The organism is Microcoleus sp. D2_18a_D3, assembly GCF_036702455.1.
Classification (GTDB): Bacteria; Cyanobacteriota; Cyanobacteriia; order Cyanobacteriales; family Microcoleaceae; genus Microcoleus.
In genome coordinates this window covers 1-22,145 of sequence record NZ_JAUBTK010000005.1, presented here as the reverse complement: position 1 = coordinate 22,145, position 22,145 = coordinate 1, and the positions used below count along the sequence as shown (strand labels likewise).

The following is a 22,145-nucleotide window of genomic DNA, read 5'->3' as shown; positions in this document are numbered from 1 at the left end:
TCAAAAAGATAAGTGACGCATCCAAGCTTACCAAAACTATAATTTAACCCTCAAATCAGGAGTGCAAGCGAGTGCCTTTAACAGACCCGATTGGAGAACCTTTAATAGAAAAACAGGAATCCTTAATTCCCGGACTTGCCCCGACAAAGCCCCCTCTGCTGCCGGGAATTCAAACCTCAAAACCTTTATTATATCAAGCTTCGGCAGAATCATCCGAATCCGAACAGCTTAACTTAAACTTAATAGAACCAGCAAGCGAACCCGCATCCGAATTCAGTCAAACAGAAACTGATGCTTTTATTATTAATAAACCCTCCGATATTAACAGCATATCTTCTGCCAACACCAGCCTTCTGATAACTAACAGCACCCTCAGGGATACAACAAATTCTGAAGTTGACCCCCTAATTGGTAAACTCGACTCCGACTTAGGAGACCCCCTAATCAACCCGAATCGAATTCCATCAAATAACGTTTCTTCTGATTCTAATAAATCTGCGACTGACCTAGCTCCAGTCAACTCGTCAATCAGCAACTCAGAACTAAATAAAACCACAGCAGCTACAACCGCTGTTCCCGATGAATTGCTGGAAAATAAAACACAATTATCGCCAACCGCCTCCACAAAATCAGAACAAGATTCGGACAAAACATTACCCGTTGTAACTGCATCTACCACGAGCGAAAAAGCTTCCGACAAAACGCCATTACCCGCTACCGCTGAAACGACTTCAAAACCCGAAGAACACCAAACGCCTTTATCATCAGAGACTACACTCAAAAGCGAGTCATCACCAAACAAAATATCATCGGCAACTGCATCAACGTCTGACAATTCAGGAGAAAATACAACATCACCCGCAACTGCCTCAGCCACTGAAAACCCTGAACTAGATCGAACATTACCTGCAACTACATCAACGACTGATAAATCTGAACCAGATCGAACATCACCTGCAACTGTATCAACGACTGACAAATCTGAACCAGATCGAACATCACCTGCAACTGCATCAGCCGCTGAAAACCCTGAACCAGATCAAACATCACCTGCAACTGTATCAACGACTGACAAATCTGAACCAGATCAAACATCACCTGCAACTGCATCAGCCGCTGAAAACCCTGAACTAGATCGAACATTACCTGCAACTACATCAACGACTGACAAATCTGAACCAGATCAAACATCACCTGCAACTGTATTAACGACTGATAAATCAGAATCCAACAAAACCTCAGTTGCAACTGTATCAACGACTGACAAATCAGAATCCAACAAAACTTCACCTACCGAAATCTCCACCACCAACAACTTAGAGACCGCCACTAATCTAGAACCAAATAAAACCTCAACCCCAGAACCAGATCAAACCTCAACTCCCCCAACCAACGTTAACTTTGACTCAAACGCATTCACTGTCGATGAAAAAGGAATAGTCGGCATACAATTCACATCCGACGGCGGCTGGTATAGCGGACAACTAGCCATCGTCAGCCTACTCGGAATGGAAAAATTCGTTCCCGGTTCCGAGGCCTTCATCAAAGAAGCAGCAAGTCGAGCTTTAAGCAACTCGACAAAGGGCTACATCGCAATTTCTGACGATTTAGAAGGAGCATATTACACCGATCCTAACAGCTCAGAAAACCTCAATTCCGGGCAATACCTCGGCACAAAAACATTTGCCATGACGCCTGGAGACAAATTCTTCTTCATGCTAGTACCCAACGGCACCGTACAACAAGTATACGACAACCCCGCAATCGGCGGCGACAAAAAACCCCTATTTTCAATAGCTACAGACAATCCCAGCGACACCTTCAGTATCGGTCAAATTGCCGACATTACAGGCGAAGGCCAACTCTTCGCCATGGAAGACATGGGGCTAATTCAAGGAAGCGATATCGATTACGATGATATCACATTCCGTGTCACGGGCGCTACATCCAAAATAGTTCCCCTCAGCGAATTAGTTGACTCTTTCTCTGCATCAATTCACTCCCAGTTAGTTCAAAAACTGAAGGGTGAATCGGATAAATCAGAGCCGAAATTTACCCAAGAATCAACTGTTACTAATTCCGGCGATCAATTCCAGGGAGAAAAACCATCGATAACTGCTGATAACGACCAACAAAAACCTCAGCCAACAGCAGCAACAGTTGCTAACTCAGACAGCCAAGAATCGCAACCAACAGCAACATCAACAGTTGCTAACTCAGACAGCCAAGAATCACTACCAACAGAAACATCAATAGTTGGCAAATCCGATACTCAAGAATCGCAACCAACAGAAACATCAACAGTTGGCAAATCTGATACTCAAGAATCGCAACCAACAGCAACATCAATTCTTGTCAAATCTGATAGTCAAGAATCGCAACAAATAGAAACATCAATAGTTGACAAATCCGATACTCAAGAATCGCCAGCCACAGAAACATCAACAGTTGGCAAATCAGATAGTCAAGAATCGCAACAAATAGAACAAACAGCCTCTCCCCCAGAGACACCCAGTGTTAGCCCTAATGAATTAAATTCGGAAATAGAACGGCCAGTATCAGCCGAGTCAATTGTCAGCGAGTCAGCAGATGCTGAATTAATTAAAACCGACACAACTGCAACTAATCGCATTTCTCAATTGCCGGCTTCAGCCGACTATGCTGTAAATAATGCTGCTTCTCCACCAACCGCTGAAACTCTGCTAATTCCCACTCCCATCGCGTCACAGCCTCCTGCAAAAACATCTGAGATTGCCGATAATTTTGGCGAAGAATTGCCAAGAGAAACCGATGACAATCTTCCTAATGCTGCGTCACAATTGCCGACCAAAATTACTGAGGTTATTCCCGCATCCAAAGCTGTTGATAGCCAAGAAATTGACCGGGATGTTACCGAAAACGCAGCCGAATCTGAAACTGAACAATTTCCCACAACAACCGATTCGGTTATTGCTACAGAAACAGAAAACGTTGCCGATTTAATTGAATATGACACCACCTTCCCTGAAATAAAAGCCGAATTTGAAACCGAACAATTGGTGACAAAAACCGAGTCAATAGTTGATACACCCGAAGCGGATGATACGGTTGAACGCGAACTCCCTGTTGCTGAAATAACAGCCGAATTTGAAAGCCAACAATTGCCACCAAAAACAGACGATTTCGCTCTTGCAGAATTCACTGCGGATACAATTGATACGGACATCCCTGTCACCTTCACAACAGCAGAATTAGAGACTGAAAACTCCCCGGCAATGGTCGTTAATTCTCTCGATACCGACCCGCTAATTTCTCACTCAAACTCTAGCGTACAAACCGATTCTCCTATACCGGCACTTTTCTCAACTCCATCAGAAACAGCAGCAGGTACGGCACAGATAGCCTCAGTCGAAACCAGCGTTTCACCCTCAACTCTTAAATCCCCACCCGAACCAAATTCAAACACTTATAATAGCAATTCAAATCCCACAGAAACTACCGTCGCCCAGCCCACATATTCTGATACCGAAATTGCGCCAAAACCCGCAGATGTATCGAGCGGTTGGCTGCCATTAGAGGCAGAAGAATCGGCTCAATTTTCGGACGGTATTGCAGACAGTCAATCTTATTCCACACAGAGTACAGGCAACTTTCAAAGCAATATCAATCCCCCAAGAAATTTATCAATAACAACAACAGCCAATTTACCAATCCCCGGGACTTTTCTTGTAGATAACCAAGGAGAAGTCAGATTTGACTATGTATTTGACGGCGGCTTGTTTGAAGGCGAACTCGGAATTTTCAGCCTGGCAGGAATGGAAGCATTTACACCAGGAACTCCAGAATTCATTGCCGAAGCATTCCGTAGAGTTTTAAGCAATTCCACCGACGGACACATTGTCATTAGCGACTCGATAGAAGGAGCCAAATTCACCGGTTCGATGCCGTTCGACTGGGAGTGGGGCAGCGGCGAATATCAGGGTATCAAAACTTTCAATATGACCCCAGGTGACACCTTTGCCGTCATGTTAGTCCCCAACGGTACAGTGCAGTCATCGCTCGAATCCTCATATTCGGGAAATTGGTTCCCCGAAAACCGCCCCTTATTCAGTATTGCGAATGCCAATTCCAACGATACATCTTACGTGTTGCCGATCGCCGACGCAACAGGTACGGGGAACACTTTTGCGATGGAAGATATGTCAGCCGCTAACTCTGACAGCGACTACAATGACCTTATCTTCACAGTGCTTGGGGCAACAGGAAACGCACCGCTGCTAGATGCAGTCATCAACCCTGACAGAGAGTGGCGAAATACGACTCTGGGACAGCAACTGATAGAATACGCCAACAGCCAAGTGCCGCCGGAGACAGCCCCCCCCGCAATTGCAGCAGCCCTAGTTAACGACACCGGTTCTAACAGTACCGACGGCATCACCAATAACCCCGCCATCAGCGGAACAATTACCGATGCCAGCGACATTGCTAGCTTCCGCGCCAGCTTTTCGAGGGAGTCTACCGGCATTGAACTTAAAGACTTGCTAACCTCCGACGGCAGCTTTGCACTCACCCCCAACACACTATCCACAGTAAACGGCAACACCTTAACAGACGGCACGTACACGCTATACCTGCTTGCAACCGACTCTCACGGCAACACCAACACCTTTGAACTCCCCTTCACCCTCGACACGACACCGCCAGAACTAACATTTGGCTTAAACCCAGCTTTCGACACTCCTCCCGTTGCAGACGGGCAAACCCTAGACTCCACCGTCACCTTAACCGGGCAAACCGACCCCGGAAGTACCGTTATTCTAGCTGAAACAGGAGCTGTAACTACTGCTGACTCTACAGGACGCTTTGAGTTTGCAGGAGTAACTTTAGCTATTGGCAGCAACAGTTTCACCGCTACTGCCACAGACAATGCCGGCAATTCCAGTACCGCCAGCAGAACTTTTACCCGCACCGAAGCTACTGACTCAGACGTTATATGGCTGGCTGAAGGAACATCCTTCACAGAAAAGTTAGAACGGCCCGTTACAATTCCAGCAGTGCCGTCAACCCTTACTGTGAATATCGCCGGTCTCAACTTCGACGCTTCAGACTCCGACTCCATCAAGGATGCTTTTGAAATAGCCTTAGTCGATGCCAGCGGTCGCTCTTTAGTTCACACTGTAGGAACGGGACTCAACAGCTTCTTCAATTTCACCGAGGGGCAGCCTCCCCAACTAGCACCGGGCGTTACTTTCAACGGAACGACCATCAGCGTCAACTTATCACAAATAGCTCCAGGTACGGCCGCACAACTGCAAATACGGTTGGTCAACAACGACAGCGATACAGCAACGCAAGTCGGCATCGCCTCAATTGCCGTGCAACCTTTAGCGGTTCCAACAGCTCCTGTAACAGCATCGCCCTCCGAGGATGTATCCCCTAACGCACCAGTCAATTTCAATCGTTTACAGGACGTTTCGAGCAGTCTGGAAGCAGAATACAAACAGACTTCCTTCAATTCAAGCAGCAAAATTCTTTACGCTGATTTAGCTGTAAAAAATGCGGGTCAGTATCCTGTGCGGGATACGTTGTTGGTAGGGATAAACAATATTAGCGACCCAACGGTGCGACTGTTAGATGCGGACGGAATGACGCCGGAAGGAATTCCTTATTACGACATTAGCAAACTGGTTGGTGACGGCATTTTAAAGCCGGGGGAACTGACATCAACCGATACGTTAAAGTTTTACAATCCTCAAGGAGTTCAGTTTAGTTACGATTTAGTATTTTTAAGCCAGTTAAATCAAGTTCCACAATTTAAGGCGACACCAAATACGGAAGCTTTGGTGGGTAAAAGTTACGTTTATACTGCAATTGCTGTTGATGCCGATGGGGATGCGCTGACTTATTCCTTGTTGGAAAAACCGCAGGGGATGGAGATAGATGCTCAAACCGGGATTATTAGTTGGAATCCGGTTGCCGGAGATATTGGAAATCACGCGGTGACGGTGGAAGTGGGAGATGGGAAAGGTGGAGTGGCCAAACAAAAGTATGTGCTTTCAGCTATTAATCCGCCTCCGAATCGGCCGCCGATTTTCACTTCGACGCCCATTGTCGATGCAGCCGTCAATACACCTTACCGCTACGATGCTGATGCCAAAGACCCAGACTCCGATACCCTAACCTACAACTTGGCACTCGGCCCAGAGGGAATGAGGGTCAACCCAGAAACGGGAATCGTCCAGTGGACTCCGCCAGCAGCAATGGTATTTGGCGACACCGTACTGGGGCGAATTGGCAATCAAGGAGAACAAGATATCTATACTTTCAGCGCTCTCGAAGGACAGCGACTGTACTACGACTCTCTTAGGAGCACTCCTGGACAGACATTAAAGTTGTACAGCCCCAGCGGCTTGCTGGTACTCGATAGCAATACAAGCTATCAAGGCACAAACTATCAAGGCCCTCCAATCAACCTGACTGAAACGGGCAACTACCGCTTAGTCATTGACGGTGCTGCGGGAGAATACGGCTTCAGCTTAATTGACATGGAGCAAACACCCGTTGCACCTTTCGACAGAAACGTGACGGGTGTGCTGAGTCCCGGCTCAGAAGATGACGCATATCGCTTCAACGGAGCCAAAGGACAAAGGCTGTACTTTGACCAACTCAGCACCAACTCCAACCTGAACTGGGTACTATATGATGGAGAGGGCAGGCAGGTAAGCTCCTGGGTTGACGGAAAACAAGGAAACTCTTGGTACGTAGGCTGGTACGACAACGAGATCGTCTTGCCCAGCGACAGCGAGTATACTTTGGTAATGCGGGGCAGCGCGCCCTTCTTCGGCAGCACCTCTTATACCTTCCGAATTGTTACACCCGACACGATTACTTATCCGCTACAGTTGGGCAACAACGCCAACCCCAACACCGTCAGTGCGGCCATTACCGAAAAAGGCGAACAGGATATCTATACTTTTGGTGGCACGAAAGGGCAGCGCCTTTATTTTGACTACCTGCTGAGTAATTCCCAAGTAAATGCCACCGTAAAGCTGGTCAGTCCCAGTGGCTCCATTGTACCCCAGCTGAACAACATCGGCTTAGGCTCAGATACAGAGCCATTTACTATCAACGAGACGGGTACTTACCGCTTGGAGATTGACGGTTACTCCGAAAGCACGGGCAACTACAGCTTCAACTTGCTGGATGTGGGTCAAGCCACGCCCATTAACTTAGATGCAGATGTCACCGGACAGCTAAGTCCCGGTTTTGAAACCCACTTTTATTCCTTTACTGGGGACGCCAGTCAGCGCCTTTATCTCGATTCAGATATCAATCCGGGGGGGGCAAACTGGACGCTTTACGGGCCTGGCAATCAGAGGATTGCTACGGACAGCAAGACAACCTTTGGCGGCTCCAACACTTACGAAGGCTACAACGGTAACAGTGTAGGTAGCGATTTTGAGGTTGTGCTGCCATCAGCCGGTAGCTACGTGCTGGCAGTCCAGGGGCGCAACGCTACTCCTGTGGATTACAAATTCCGGGTAATTACCCCCGAAACTCAATCAGCAGCAACGCTTACACCAGATGTGTGGGGCAACTTCAGCCTCTCTGGCAGCATCAGCGAAAAAGGAGAAAGGGATGTCTACACCTTCAGTGGCAGCGCCAACCAGCGACTGCTAATAGACGCCTTGGTAGAGACACCTAACACTTACGTTCGATTAATCAGTCCCAGCGGTATTGAAGTCTTTAATACCAATGCATCCAGTGATTGGGCGAAAACTGTCCCATATATTCTCCCTGAAGGTGGAAATTATCGGCTGATTGTAGACGGGTATGTCGAATCCACAGAAAATTACAACTTCCGCCTGCTCTCTTTAACAACAGCACCGACATTGAACCTGAATGCTCCTACCAGCGCTACTTTGAGTCCGGGGTCGGAGACGGACGTTTACCAGTTTACAGGTACCGAGGGCGATCGCCTGTATTTGGACACCCTCCTTTCCTCGTCCCCCGGCGGTTGGAATCTCTATGGACCCGGCAACCAGTTAGTGACCTCTAATTACCTGTGGAGCGACATAGAGACAGTGCTGCCGGGAAGCGGAACGTACTACATAGTCTTGCGCGGGGACGGCACTCCCGCGCCAGGCGGCAATGGCACCGCCGCACCTATCAACTACAGCATCCAGCCATTTTTCTCAACTGCCAACCCTACCCCTCTCACCTTGGGTTCCATCAACAGTGCCAGCATCAGCAAGCCTGGAGAACAAGATGTTTACACCTTCACAGGCAGCGTCGGACAGCGACTGTACTTTGACCCCCAACTCGGCAACGGCAACATCACAGCTAAAATCACCAGTCCCAGCGGTCTGGAAATCTTCAGCGGTTACACAAGTGCTGACGGCCTGTCCAATATTCTCACTGAAAGCGGAACTTACCGCTTGACAATTGACGGCAATTATGATACCTCCGGCAACTACAGTTTCCGCTTGGGGGATGCAACAGCAGCCCCAACCCTGTCTCCGGGAACGGCAACGCCAGGCAGCTTGCCCCCAAACGAAGCAGTGCTATATCAAATCAGCGGTACGGCAGGAGAGCGAATCCAATTCGACAGCTTGTCGCCAACAGCATCGGGTGCAAGCTGGGCGCTGTACGCTCCCGGTTTTCCAAACTTTTCGTCACAGATAGGCGGCTCTGGGCTAAACAGCGATTTTGAAGTGTTGCTGCCCGTTACAGGTACTTACACCCTAGCGTTGCAGAACCCATCGAGCAGCAGCGTCAGTTACAACATCTCCGCGAACAACATCACCCCCCCGCCAGTGGCGAACTCGGGTTTGGGGATAGCACGCAGCGGTACGGTTTCGCCAGGAACCCCGGCCAACCAAACTTTTACTGCCAGTGCGGGTACGTTAGTTTACTTCGACAGCCTTGATACGGATGGCGATGCTGTCTCCGTCACGCTGTTGAACCCGAGCGGCTCTGTTGTCTCTGCCCTCAATGGCTCCAGCGCAAGCACAGATTCCCCAAGCCCGATTCAATTGCAACAAACGGGAACCTACACTTTGCGAGTAGAGGGAACCGGCGACTACGGCTACTCCTTGCTCGATTTGGCAGCATCCCAAACGCTGAATTTGAATGCGACTGCGAGCATCCCGTCAATCCCAGCTTGGGGGACGACCGCTTACAAGTTTGATGGCGCCGTGGGCCAAAAGCTGTATTACGACGGGCTGACCAATAACCCAGGCGTCTCACTTAAGTTAATTTCCCCCAGCGGCCGCCAAATCGCTAACTTTACAGCAGCAGAATATTGGACAAACTACGCAACAGATAGGCTCGATACCTTAACAGAAAGTGGTACTTATTACCTGTTGCTGTCCAACGACCAAGCCACACCAACCGCCAACGTTAGCTTCCGCCTCCTCGACAGGGCGAGCGCTACCCCCTTGGTTCTGGACGCAGATATTGAAAGCACCTTTGCCCCCAGCCCTTTTGAGACCGACTTGTACCGCTTTGACGGGCAAGCCGGTCAGTATTTGTACTTTGACGCATTAGATGGTTCGTGGTCTAATACGTGGACTCTCTACGGGCCGGGAGGACAGACAGTTATTAACAGAACGCAGGCACTTAGCGACTTAGAGTTAGCGTTACCCGGTGATGGCGAGTACCTATTAGCTTTGCAAGGACACAACGGCAGCCCGCCTACCTATAAATTCCGGGTCGTGACACCGACAATGCCCGTAGCATCACTTCCTATTGGCGATCCAACCCCAGCAAACAGTACCATCAGCGAGCCTGGGGAACAAGACATTTACACCTTCAATGGAACGGCAGGTCAGCGTCTGTACTTCGACGGCATTGCAGATAGCGGTTCAAAAAACGTTCGGCTTCTAAGCCCTAGCGGTGTGGAGATATTCCCCAACATATCGACCTCCGGGAACAAGGACTTGTTCGCGCTTCTGGAAACGGGTACTTACCGCGCTGTTGTCGATACCCCTACTACAACATATATCCCGGATACCACCAAAACAGGCGCTTACAGCTTCCGCTTCTTAGACGCTTCTCAAGCAGCGCCAATGGTGCTGGACGCCCCCGCTCAAACTTGGACTGTAGCAGCAAACGAAACGCGGTTGTTGCAGTTTACAGGTACGGCAGGGCAAAACGTCTACTTTTTTAATGATGGCAGCAACTGGACGCTTTACGGGCCTGGCAACAGCATCCTGAAACAGAATGGGGCGGGCGATGCAGAATTAACCTTGCCTGCCGACGGCACTTACACCGTAGCGCTCGTTAACCCACATAACAGCAGCGTAAATTACCCATTCCAAGCAGTTACTTCTGAACGGACAACAGCCCCCATCGAATTCGGGAATGCGGCAACGGGTTCCATTGCGAAAATGGGCGAACTGGACACCTACACTTTCACGGGTACAGTAGGTCAGCAGCTAGTCGTAGATAGCCTCGTCGCTAATGACCCTTATTTGCGGACGAAAATTTTTAGTCCAAGCGGCAAAGAGATTTACCAACAGCAAACAACAGCAGAACAGAAACCAATAACCCTGGAAGAGGCGGGTGCTTACCGAGTTGAAATTGATGGGGATTGGAGAGGCACGGGCAACTACAGTTTCCGCCTCCTCGACACGAAGAGTACCAACCATCCCAGCGTCTTCGACTTGCCCTTTAACCAAAACCTGTCGGGTACTTTAGCTAGTGCCCGAGAGCGACAAGTTTATCGGTTTGAAGGAACAGAAGGGCAACACCTGTATTTTGACCTAGCAGGAAGCTGGGACGGAAATAAGGGTACGGGTTGGACGCTTTACGGGCCTGACAACCAATGGATAAACCAACCCCAGAGTGGGTTGTCGCCGGACTTAGAAGTCAGGCTGCCGGGGAACGGCACTTACACTCTGGTGATGGGTGGCAGCACTAACGTTACCGCCCCAGAGAGTTACCAATTTAAAGTAACTACACCCGAAACAACTGTATCCCCTTTAACTTTGAGTTCGCCAGTCACGAGCAGTATCAGCGAACCTGGAGAGCGGGATATCTATAAATTTAACGGCAAGCCCGGTCAGCGGCTGTTCTTTGACCGCATCAGCGGCGACAGCAACTTCACTGTTAAGCTGTTCTCGCCCAGCCATCCTACCGATACGGTACTCAACGACCCCAACAGCGCCAGCATCAACGACTATTGGTGGGGCATCCAGCCGACGTGGAGCGGCCGCCTGGATGCTGACATGGCCGCCCCTATGTTTCTGCGGGAGGCAGGCGAGTACCACTTAGTCATCGACGGCACTGACAATACAACGGGCGATTACGGTTTCCGGCTGGTGGATGTGGAAGACCCGCAAGCAGTACCGCTTTTAAATCTAGATGCCGATATTTCAAATACCCTCGCGCCGGGAACGGAGATAGATTTCTACCAGTTCAAACCTGCAGTCGGGCAGCCGCTTTATTTCGACTTAGCAGCCAGTACCGGCAGCGACGTTCGCTGGGTGCTTTACGGGCCGGACAACAAGCCTGTCCCTACATCGGGGTGGACTGGTTCAGACTTTGAAATAACGCCGTCAGTACCCGGCACTTACGTCCTTGCCCTTCAGAACAATTCCGCAACTCCCGCTAACTACAGTTTTAAAGTTGCTACCCCTCCTATTGCTACCCCTACTGCTTTGGAACTGGGGAGTACCGTATCGGGGACTATTGGGGAAGTTGGGGAAAGAAACGAATATACTTTCGCGGGAACTCCGGGACAGCGGGTATATTTCGACAGTCAAGGTGCCAGCAGCGGCATCCGCGCTAAATTGATTAGTCCCAGCGGTGCTGAATTTACCAACAATACCTGGAACGCAGCCAGTCCCACTGGCAACTGGATTGCAGCCAATGCCGACTGGCCGCCTGCGACTCTTACCGAGTCTGGAACTTACCGTTTAATTGTTGATGGGGATGACAGTGCGACAGGTAGTTACAACTTCCGCTTGCAGGATGTGGCAGCAGCAACTCCTCTACCTGTGGCAACCCCGACCCCAAGCAGGCTCGAACCGGGCAATGAAACCGAGCTGTATAAATTTACGGGTACGGCGGGACAAACGCTGAATTTTGACGCGGCTGTGCCTTTTAGCAGCAGCGCTAGCTGGATAGTCTACGGACCAAACAACCAAGTGGTTCCTCAAACTGGCGTGTCTGGGTCTGACTTTAACTTGATGCTGCCGGCAAACGGGGAGTATGTCTTAGCAGTTCGCGGTAACAGCGCAACTCCCGTTGACTACAGCTTTACGGTAACGGACTCTACACCGACACCCGTTGCCACAACTGGGCTCGGCAGCGTGCAAAGTGGAAATATTGCAGAGGGACAGGTTGTCAACCATACCTTCACAGCTAGCGCGGGCACTCGCATTTATTTCGACAGCCAGGACGTAGATAATGACGCGGTTAATGTCAGGCTGCTCAACCCAGATGGCACCCAAGTCTTCTTGATTAACGCCAGCAGCGACTCGAACCCTCCAGTCGTTCAGTTGCAGCAAACGGGGACTTACACGGTGCAGGTTCTGGGAAGTTCTCCCACCAGTACCGGCGACTATCGCTACCGCATTCTAGAGTTGCCGTCCGTTACTCCAGACCCCCGCGACAATGAGAACTCCCTGCAAATGGGGGTGACGGTTAGCAAGACTCAAGACCCCGGACGAACTGCTGAAGTTTACAGTTTTACTGGCAAGGCCGGACAAACAATCTTTTACGACGGCATGATTCCGAGTGGAGGGGCTGAATCTGTTGCCGCCCGCTTGGTGAGCCCAAGCGGTGACACGATATTTCTCAACGATGGTTGGTGGCGCGCGTCGTCAACTGGCGATGCCGGCCCTTATACCTTAAGTGAGTCTGGTACTTACAATTTGTTACTGACTGGGGAACAAGATTCTCCTGCTGACTTCCGCTTCCGGATGCTGGATTTTGCAGACGCCCAAGACTTGGAACTCAACAAGCGCGTCAGCACTACTTTGCAGCCAGGGAATCCCGTTCACCTCTACAAGTTTACTGGAACTGCGGGTCAGCGCGTTTTCTTTGACTCGATATCTGGAAGCGGTGCTAATTGGGTACTTTACCAGCCAGGGCATCAGGGCAGCCAGCTGAGGATTGTCGGCAACCAGAACAATATCGGTACTGACTTCGAGGCATTGTTGCCTGTTGACGGGGAGTACGTTTTGGCGGTGATTGGCAACTCTACTACAGCTTCTGCTTACAGTTTCCAAACGCTGTCTGGAAAGTCTGTACCAGCAGTCGTTACTCCCGGGGATGGCGAGACTAGCGGTGCCATCGGTGAGGAATTGGGGACTTACCGCGTCGTCTTGGAAGCGGCTGACGGTAAAGGTGGTGTTGCCCAGCAAGATTTCCAAGTGCGGGTGGTACCCGAACCGGGAAACAGTTCTCCGACTTTCAACACTTCGGCCGTTACTTCGGGTTATACAAGCGGGCGCTATGTATACGACACGGATGCCAGCGATGCTGACGGGGATACTCTCACTTATTTGCTGGAAGACGCGCCCAGCGGTGCAATTATTGATTCAGAAACGGGCAGGATTATTTGGGCGACTCCCGTCGAGGGTACTCACAAAGTGAGAGTCAGAGTCGAGGACGGTCGCGGCAACGCGGACATCCAAAGTTTTGATTTGTCAATCAGCAGCGTCGTCCCCGGCACGGTTAAGGGCAGCGTGTATCTGGATGCAGACGGGACTGGCACTCGCCGCGTTACCAATCCGGGTAACATGACTCCTGACAGTCGGGTAGTAGTGGACCCGCGCTTTGCAGATAACTACGCCGCCTACAACTTAAATCGACCGGACGGCGTACCGGGCATATTGGGGGCGATGACCTTCAAACGCAACCCGGACGGCACTGTTGACCCCAATACCTTGCTCTTGGGCGGCGGTGCGGCATCTCCTGGAGGTGCCCTGTATGAAGTCAAGGTAGTGCGGGGAGAAAACGGTCATATCATCGGCTTAGACGACGACGGCGACCCAGAAACGCCCTACACTGCCAATTACTTTGCCGACTCTTCCTACAGCGATGCGGGTTTGGTCTACACCCCCGACAACGTACTCTTATCCAACTTATGGAAACCTGGTGGAATACATTCTATTAAGCCGGGAGGCGCGCCCAACCAAAGATATCCTGGGGGATTGGGAGGCTTGACTTTCGTTCCCGAAGGCTTTCCTGGAGAGGGGCAACTTAAGGCAACAGGTGCCTACCCCAGCAATGGATTTTACACCGTCACCTACACGCGCAACGGCAACTTCCCAGACGGTACGCCCCGCTACATCATCAATCCACCTGAATTGGAAACAATCGCAGGTGCCGGCCCGGGTGCCTTTGTTTATATGCCACTAACAGCACCCAATTTTGACAGCGGTGAAGGTTTGCTGATGGCAGAATGGAATGGTGGTGGCATCTATGCTTACTCTATAGATAACGACGGCAATCCCATTCCTTCAACTCGAACTCCTTTTGTTACCAATTATGGCGGCGCCTGGGGCGCAACAACCGACCCGGTGACGGGAGACTTACTCTTCAACGCTTGGGGCGGTTTTGACAACTTAATGGTAGTCCGAGGTTTAGGAAAACCAACCGACAACGAACCGGGAATGAAAAACTGGTTGGTTTACGTTGACACTAACCGCGACGGCATCCAAAATACCAACGAACCCTTCACCTACAGCGACGCCAGCGGTAATTACTCATTCACCCTCGCCCCCGGAAACTACCGCATCGTCTCGCAATTACAGCCCGGATGGACTCAAACGAATCCAACCAATCCCATTTATCAAGAAGTAACAGTCACCGCTAACAATACAAAGTTTGGAGTAGATTTTGCCGCCACAAATTCCAAATTAGCAGGCCCCAATATTGACCCCGAATTTACCAGTACCCCGCCAACAACAGTCAAAGCAGGAGAAAGATTAGTCTACAGAACAACTGCAACTGACTTAAACGACGACGACTTAACCTTTGAATTGGTACTCGCACCCAAAGGCATGGCAGTTGCCCCCAACGGCACGATTTCTTGGCGTCCCCCACTCAATGCTGTCGGCACCCACGATATCATCCTCCGAGTCAATGACGGCAGAGGCGGCACCGACTTGCAAGCCTTCAAAATCGAAGTCCTACCGGGAAACAACGCCCCCGCCTTCACATCCCAACTGCCAGAAAACATCAATCCCGCCGTCAACCAACCATTCCAATATCAAGCCAAAGCCGTAGACTTAGACGGAGACACAATTACCTACTCCATAATTCCCAATACCAGCAAACCTGTCACCCCCACCAACGCCACAATTAACCCAACAACCGGAGTAATTAATTGGACTCCCACAACCGCACAGCAAGGAGGCGCATTCAATTGGGCATACGCCGGCGAAGTAGAACCTTGGGAACTCTTAATTAAAGCCACCGATAACAAAGGCGGAGAAGCATTCCAAAGAATCGAATTAACCGTCAGCCCAGCCGCCCCCAATCGCGCACCATCCATCACCTCCACTCCCCGCACAAACACCCGTTTGGGCAAGACATACTTCTATCAAGTAGAAGCCCAAGACCCAGACGGCAACCCCTTAACATATACTCTATTAAATCCTCCGAACGGCATGGCATTCGCAACGCCAGCTTCCACGCCCGCCGGCATGACATTCCAAGAAGGATTGATTAGTTGGACGCCCGGAGTCTCCCAGCAAGGAACATATCCAATAACCGTCAGAGTTAGCGACGGTTTGGGAGGAATTGCCACTCAAACCTTTAACTTAACAGCCGATAACATCGCTTCAAATCGCCAGCCTAGCATCGATTCTACTCCCGCAGAACAAATTACCAATCTAGCCAAGCTTTATCAATACAATTTGACAGGCAGCGATGCAGATGGAGACAGGTTGCTGTGGAGTTTAGATAAAGCGCCTTCAGGGATGGTTGTTGACGCGCAATCGGGCGCTTTACGCTGGCAGCCAACGGCAGAACAAGTTGGCGAACATACTGTTTCTGTAAGGACAATTGACGGCAACGGCGGTTATGCAGTCCAAGAATTTACCTTAATTGTCAGGGGAATAAACACGCCTCCGGCTGTGGTCTCAACTCCTCCATCCAAGGCAGCAGTAAATCAAGTTTACGCTTATACAGTTGTCGCGAATGATTTGGAAAACGACCCGCTGACTTTCAGTTTGAGTAAGTATCCAGTCGGGATGGCAATTGATAGTAACGGTGTTATTCAATGGACGCCGAATGCTACTCAAATCGGGCAGCATTCTGTAGAAGTTGCCGTGACTGACTCTTCAGGGGCAATTGCTACTCAAACTTTTACTGTCAATGCCGCAACTACTGCTATCAACCTTCCCCCAGCAATTACTTCTACACCAGTATTTACAGCCTCACCAGGACGCCCTTATACCTACCAAGTAACTGCTGCTGATGCTGACGGCACTATCTCTCAATATCAGTTGCTGCAATCCCCAACCGGCATGACAATTAATTCAGCTACTGGTGCGATTACTTGGAACAATCCTACTGCTGGAAACCATCAAGTAGTAGTCGGGGCTGTTGACAATTCGGGTACGGGTGCGGCCCAAGGTTTTGAGTTGATTGCCAGGGCTAATTCAGCAGCGGTTGTTCCCAACATTCCGATTCAATCTGTTTCGCCAGGTGCAAGTTATCGCTACGATTTGAAGGCGACTGATGCGAATGGAGATTTGTTGACTTTTGCTTTAATTCAATCTCCCAGCGGCATGACTGTTGATGAATTCGGCCGCATTAGTTGGAAGCCCTCGGCTGCTAATATCGGCAATCATCCGGTTGAGGTTAAGGTGACTGATACTTTTGGGGAAAGCGTTACTGTTTCTTACAATTTAAGCGTTGTTGCCGATACTGTTGCGCCGAAAGTAAGTTTAATTGCTAGTAACAATACCGTCGATGTTGGGGATTCTGTCACGTTTACCGTGAATGCTGTTGATAATGTGAAAGTTGAATCTTTGGGTTTGACTATTAACGGCACTCCTGTTGTTTTAGATGCACAAGGCAAGGTCTCTGTCAAGTTAAATAATTTAGGCAGTATTACGGCAGTTGCAACCGCTAAGGATGCGGCTGGAAATGTGGGAAGTGCGACTCAAACTGTGGCTGCAATTGATACTAGCGATGTCAACGCGCCAACTATCAATATCAGTTTAGAAGATGATGCAGAAATCACCGCACCTGTCAATATAACTGGCACGATTTCTGACAGCAATTTGGCTTACTATACTTTGGAATTAGCCCCGGTTGATGGCGGGGAGTTTAAGGAGGTTTATCGGGGAACAACCGCGGTCAATAATGGAGTTATTGCGACATTTGACCCGACTGTTTTGGCTAACGGCGCTTATACTCTCAAATTCACTGCAATAGATGCTAATGGCAACGGTTCGACTATTGAGAGGGTGGTGAATGTTGCAGGGGATTTGAAGTTGGGCAATTTCCGGTTGTCGTTTACTGATTTAACCGTTCCGGTGGCGGGTATTCCGATTAGCGTGACTCGGACTTACGATTCTTTGAATGCGAATTCTAGCGATGATTTCGGCTACGGCTGGCGGATGGAGTTCCGGGATACGGATTTGAAGACTTCTTTGAAACCTGACCCGACTTATGAGGATTTGGGGATTAATACTGTTCCTTTTCAATCGGGAACTAAAGTGTTTATTACGTTACCGGGGGGTAAGCGGGAGACATTTACATTCAAGCCACAATCGCATCATTTGAATCAGTATTTAGGGGCTGCTGGGCCGGGGGCTGCGATGTACAAGCCGGCTTTTGAGTCTCAGAAAGGTTCGACGATGAATTTGACGGTTAAGGATGCGAATTTGATACGGAATGAGAACGGGTATTATGGAGTCAACGGACAGCCCTTCAATCCCGAAAATCCGGCGTTTGGTGGGGTTTATGTGTTGACTACCAAGGAAGGATTGGTTTACGAGATTGATGCTAAGTCTGGGGATTTGTTGACTGCTACTGATGCGAATGGGAATAAGCTGACTTTTAGCGATGCGGGGATTGAGAGTTCGACTGGTAAGTCGGTGACTTTTGAGAGGGATGTTGCTGGAAGGATTGTCAGTGTTGTTGACCCGGATGGGAAGAAGGTTAAGTACGAATACGATGCGAAAGGGGATTTGGTTGCTGTTAAGGATAGGGAGAATAATGCAACTCGGTTTGAGTATGAAGATGAGGACAGGCCGCACTTTTTAACTGAGGTTATCGATTCGTTGGGACGGACTGGAACAAAAGCAGAATACGACCAAGTAACTGGACGGCTGAAACAAATGGTAGATGTCAACGGTAAAGCCGTTGAAATGACCTACGACCCCAACAATTCCAAACAAACTGTCAAAGATACACGCGGGTATTCTACCACCTATATTTACGACTCGCGCGGTAACGTCCTGCAAGAAATTGATGCCAAAGCTGGCACTATTACCCGCACCTACGACTCCGATAACAACCTATTAAGTGAAACCGATGCAGATGGCGTTACAGCTTTATATACCTATGATGGCAACAACAACCTGCTGACCATAAAAGACGAACAGGGTAACACCACCCGCATGACCTACGACAATCGCGGTCGCGCCACATCCATTGTCTCACCAACAGGTCTAAAAACTAATGCTAAATACGACAGCCGCGGTAATTTAATCGAAAGCATTGATACAAATGGACTAAAAACAACCTACAGCTACAACGCACAAGGTCAACTGCGTTTCCAAACCGCACCAGACGGTCAAGTAACAGAATTTGACTACGACCGTTTTGGTAACATCAACCGCATGGTGGATAGCCGAGGAAATGAAGTTAAAACTGATTACGACCTCAACAACAGAATTAAGAAAGCAACAACCACATTTAACCTGAACGGTCAAACTTATACGCAATGGATGGAGTATGACTACGACTCGGAAGGTAAAACCATTGCTAGCAGAACTTCCCAAGGCAACAATCAATCGATGATTTACGATAAGTTGGGACGGGTTACATCAATGACAGATGTATTTGGCAATGTCACTTCTTACCGCTACGAATTGCCGGAAACATCAGGCCAAAATAACAATTCAACTCCACCGTCTGTTGGTTCAGTTGTAACTCGCATTGATGAAATTACCTTACCCGACAATACACCAAATAACAGCAGCGACAATCCGAAAGTCATCAAAAAATACGACCAAGCCAATAATTTGATTGCAGAAGTCTCGACTACTGGATTAGAAACCCGTTATACCTACGATGAATTAGGTCGTTTAGCAGAAACAATTCTACCGGATTCTACGCCGACTTGGGATGACAACAAGAGAATAAAAACTGAATATTCAGCCGCCAGTCGCATCAAATCTCAAACAGATATTTATGCCAATCAAGAAGCGTATTTCTACAACGACATCGGTCAACTAATCCGTTCAAAAGATGTTCTTGGCAATGACACCACCTACACCTACAACCCAGGCGGACAAGTTGAGTCAGTTACAGACTTCAAAAATCGTACAACTCGCTATGTTTACGATGAATTCGCCCGAATTAAAGAAACAATTTTCTTCGATAACTCCCGCTTATCCCTGACCTACGACTCACAAGGAAGAGTTAAAACCGAAACCAACGAACTCAATCAAACCACCACCTACGAATACGATGCTTACAGCCAAATCAAAGCGGTTGTTAACGCCCTAAACGAACGCACGGAGTTTGAATACGACCAACGCCGCAATTTAATTCGAGTTACCGATGCACTCGGTCGCAGCATCCGTTATAAATACGATGAATACGGACAGAAAGTAGAAACAACTTTCCAAAATGGCGATAAAATATTGATGGGTTACGACCAGTTCGGTCGCATCACCAGCGTCACCGATGAGAATTTACACGCAACCAAATACGCTTACGACAATCTCAGTCAGTTAACCGAAATCGAACAAGCAAATCAAGCCAAAACCAAATACACTTACGACAATTTAGCCCGATTAACCGAGATTAAAGATGCCAACCAAAATGTCACAAAATTTGAATACGACGCATTTTTCCGCCCCACAGCAACCATTCTGCCAATGGGACAGCGGAATCAAACAGTCTACGATAATTTCGGACAAATCGTTAGCGAAACTGATTTTAACGGGGACAGGATTAACTATACCTACGACACTCTCGGGCGTTTAAACCAAAAAACATTCACAGACCCCAGAATCTCGCCCGTTTCCTATACCTATGACCCAGTTACATCGCAATTGCGGACTGTGACAGACGGACGCGGCGTAACGCAATACGCTTACGATACTCGCGACAGGTTACAAACAACTACCACGCCGGATTTGAAAACTGTCGGTTACGGCTACGACCTGTTAAACAATATTACTTCCCTGACGACTGGGGCGGGAACGACTTCTTACGGTTACGACAAGCTGAATCGTTTGGATACAGTCAAGGAGGGAAATCGCACTCTGGCTGATTACGATTACGATAAAGTTGGTAATTTAATTCAAACTAAATTTGCGGACAGTTCGGTAGAAACGCGCACATACGATACGCGCGACCGTTTAACTGAGTTAACTACTAAAAATGTCACTGGTACTGTTTTCTCCGGTTTTAATTACACCCTTGATGCTGTTGGTAATCGCAAGCAGGTTCAAGAATATAACGGTCGCACTGTCGATTACAGCTACGATGCACTCAATCGATTGACGGAGGAAAAGATTGCTGATGCGGTTGTGGGAAATCGGACTATGGGCTATGGCTATGACTTGGTGGGAAATCGCTTGACCAAAACCGATACTTTGTCAGGGTCAACTACTTATAGCTACGATGGTAACAATCGCCTCAATCGGACGGCGGAAGGTAGCAAGCTGACTAACTTTACTTACGATAATAATGGTTCTCTGAAAACTCGGTCGTCGGGTACTGAGACTGTTACTTATGATTGGATTAATGATGGTGAGAATCGCTTGGTTGGGGTGAATAACGGTACGTCAGAGTCGCAGTTTGTTTACGATGCTTTTGGTAGCAGGGTCGCAGCTATTAATAATGGGGTCAGGACGAATTATTTGACGGCTCCGATTTGGAGTTTACCTGAAGTCTTGATGGAATACGATGCTAACGGAGCAGTTAAGGCTGATTATACTCAGGGTGTGGGATTGGTCAGGTCGCGTCATGATGGTAAAGAAAGGTTTGCTCATACTGATGGATTGGGTTCTACCAGAGCAATTACGGATAATGTGGGTTTGGTAACTGACCGCTATACTTATGATGCTTTTGGAGGATTGTTAGACCAAACTGGGGCTTTTGGTAATTCCTTCCAGTTTGCGGGAGAACAGCGGGATAGCGCTACTGGATTGGATTATTTACGAGCAAGGTATTATGACCCTAATTTGGGAAGGTTTATTTCTAAGGATGCTTTCCCTGGGTCTTTACATGACCCGATGAGTCAGCACGATTACCAATATGCTCATGCTAATCCGGTTAGTAATACTGACCCAAGCGGCTATTTCACGATGGGCGATATGATGGCTACGCTGAGTGGGGTATCTGCATTAGCTGCTATTGGTGGGGTTGGTTTTGGTCTGGGATATATTGGTGGGGCTGCTGCTACGGGTGCAAGTGGTGAAGAAGTTTTAGGAATGTTTGGAGAGTGGGGTGCTGGTTTTGCTAGCGGTGTGTCGGGTGGTTTTTTAACTGATGTTTATGAATACTCTACTGGCAATAAGATGGAGCCGAATCATGCGATGCTCTACAATGCTGGGAATGTGACTGGGATTGGGGTGTCTTTTCTCACTGGGATGAAGGCGGCTACTTGGGCTACTACTGCGAGTGGACCTTTGAAGTGGGTTGCTGCTGTGAATACGGGATTGGATGGTTATGGGGCTGGTAAGGCTACTTCTAATCTTTATCAGAGTTATCAAGATAACGGTAAGTTTGAGGTTGAGGATAGTTGGAATCTTTTGGCTTACGTGCCTTTTGCTGGGGCTGTACTGGGTGGTATTAAGGGTTTCATGGCTGCTAATAAGGCAGTTAAGGGCGGTGCTCAGGGTGCTGATAATGTCCTGCAATCTACTCAAAGGACGGTAACAAAAGCGGGAAATTGTTTTGTTGCTGGTACAGAAATTCTGACTGTTGATGGGATTAAGAATATTGAGGATATT

1 protein-coding gene is annotated in these 22,145 nt (G+C 48.8%); it reads left to right on the top strand.

Translation table 11 applies throughout. The features are described from left to right. Positions 1–71: 71 nt before the first annotated feature. On the top strand, positions 72–22,145 hold a 22,074-nt coding region (locus tag QUB06_RS03910), incomplete at its 3' end, for a putative Ig domain-containing protein (RefSeq protein WP_333434194.1).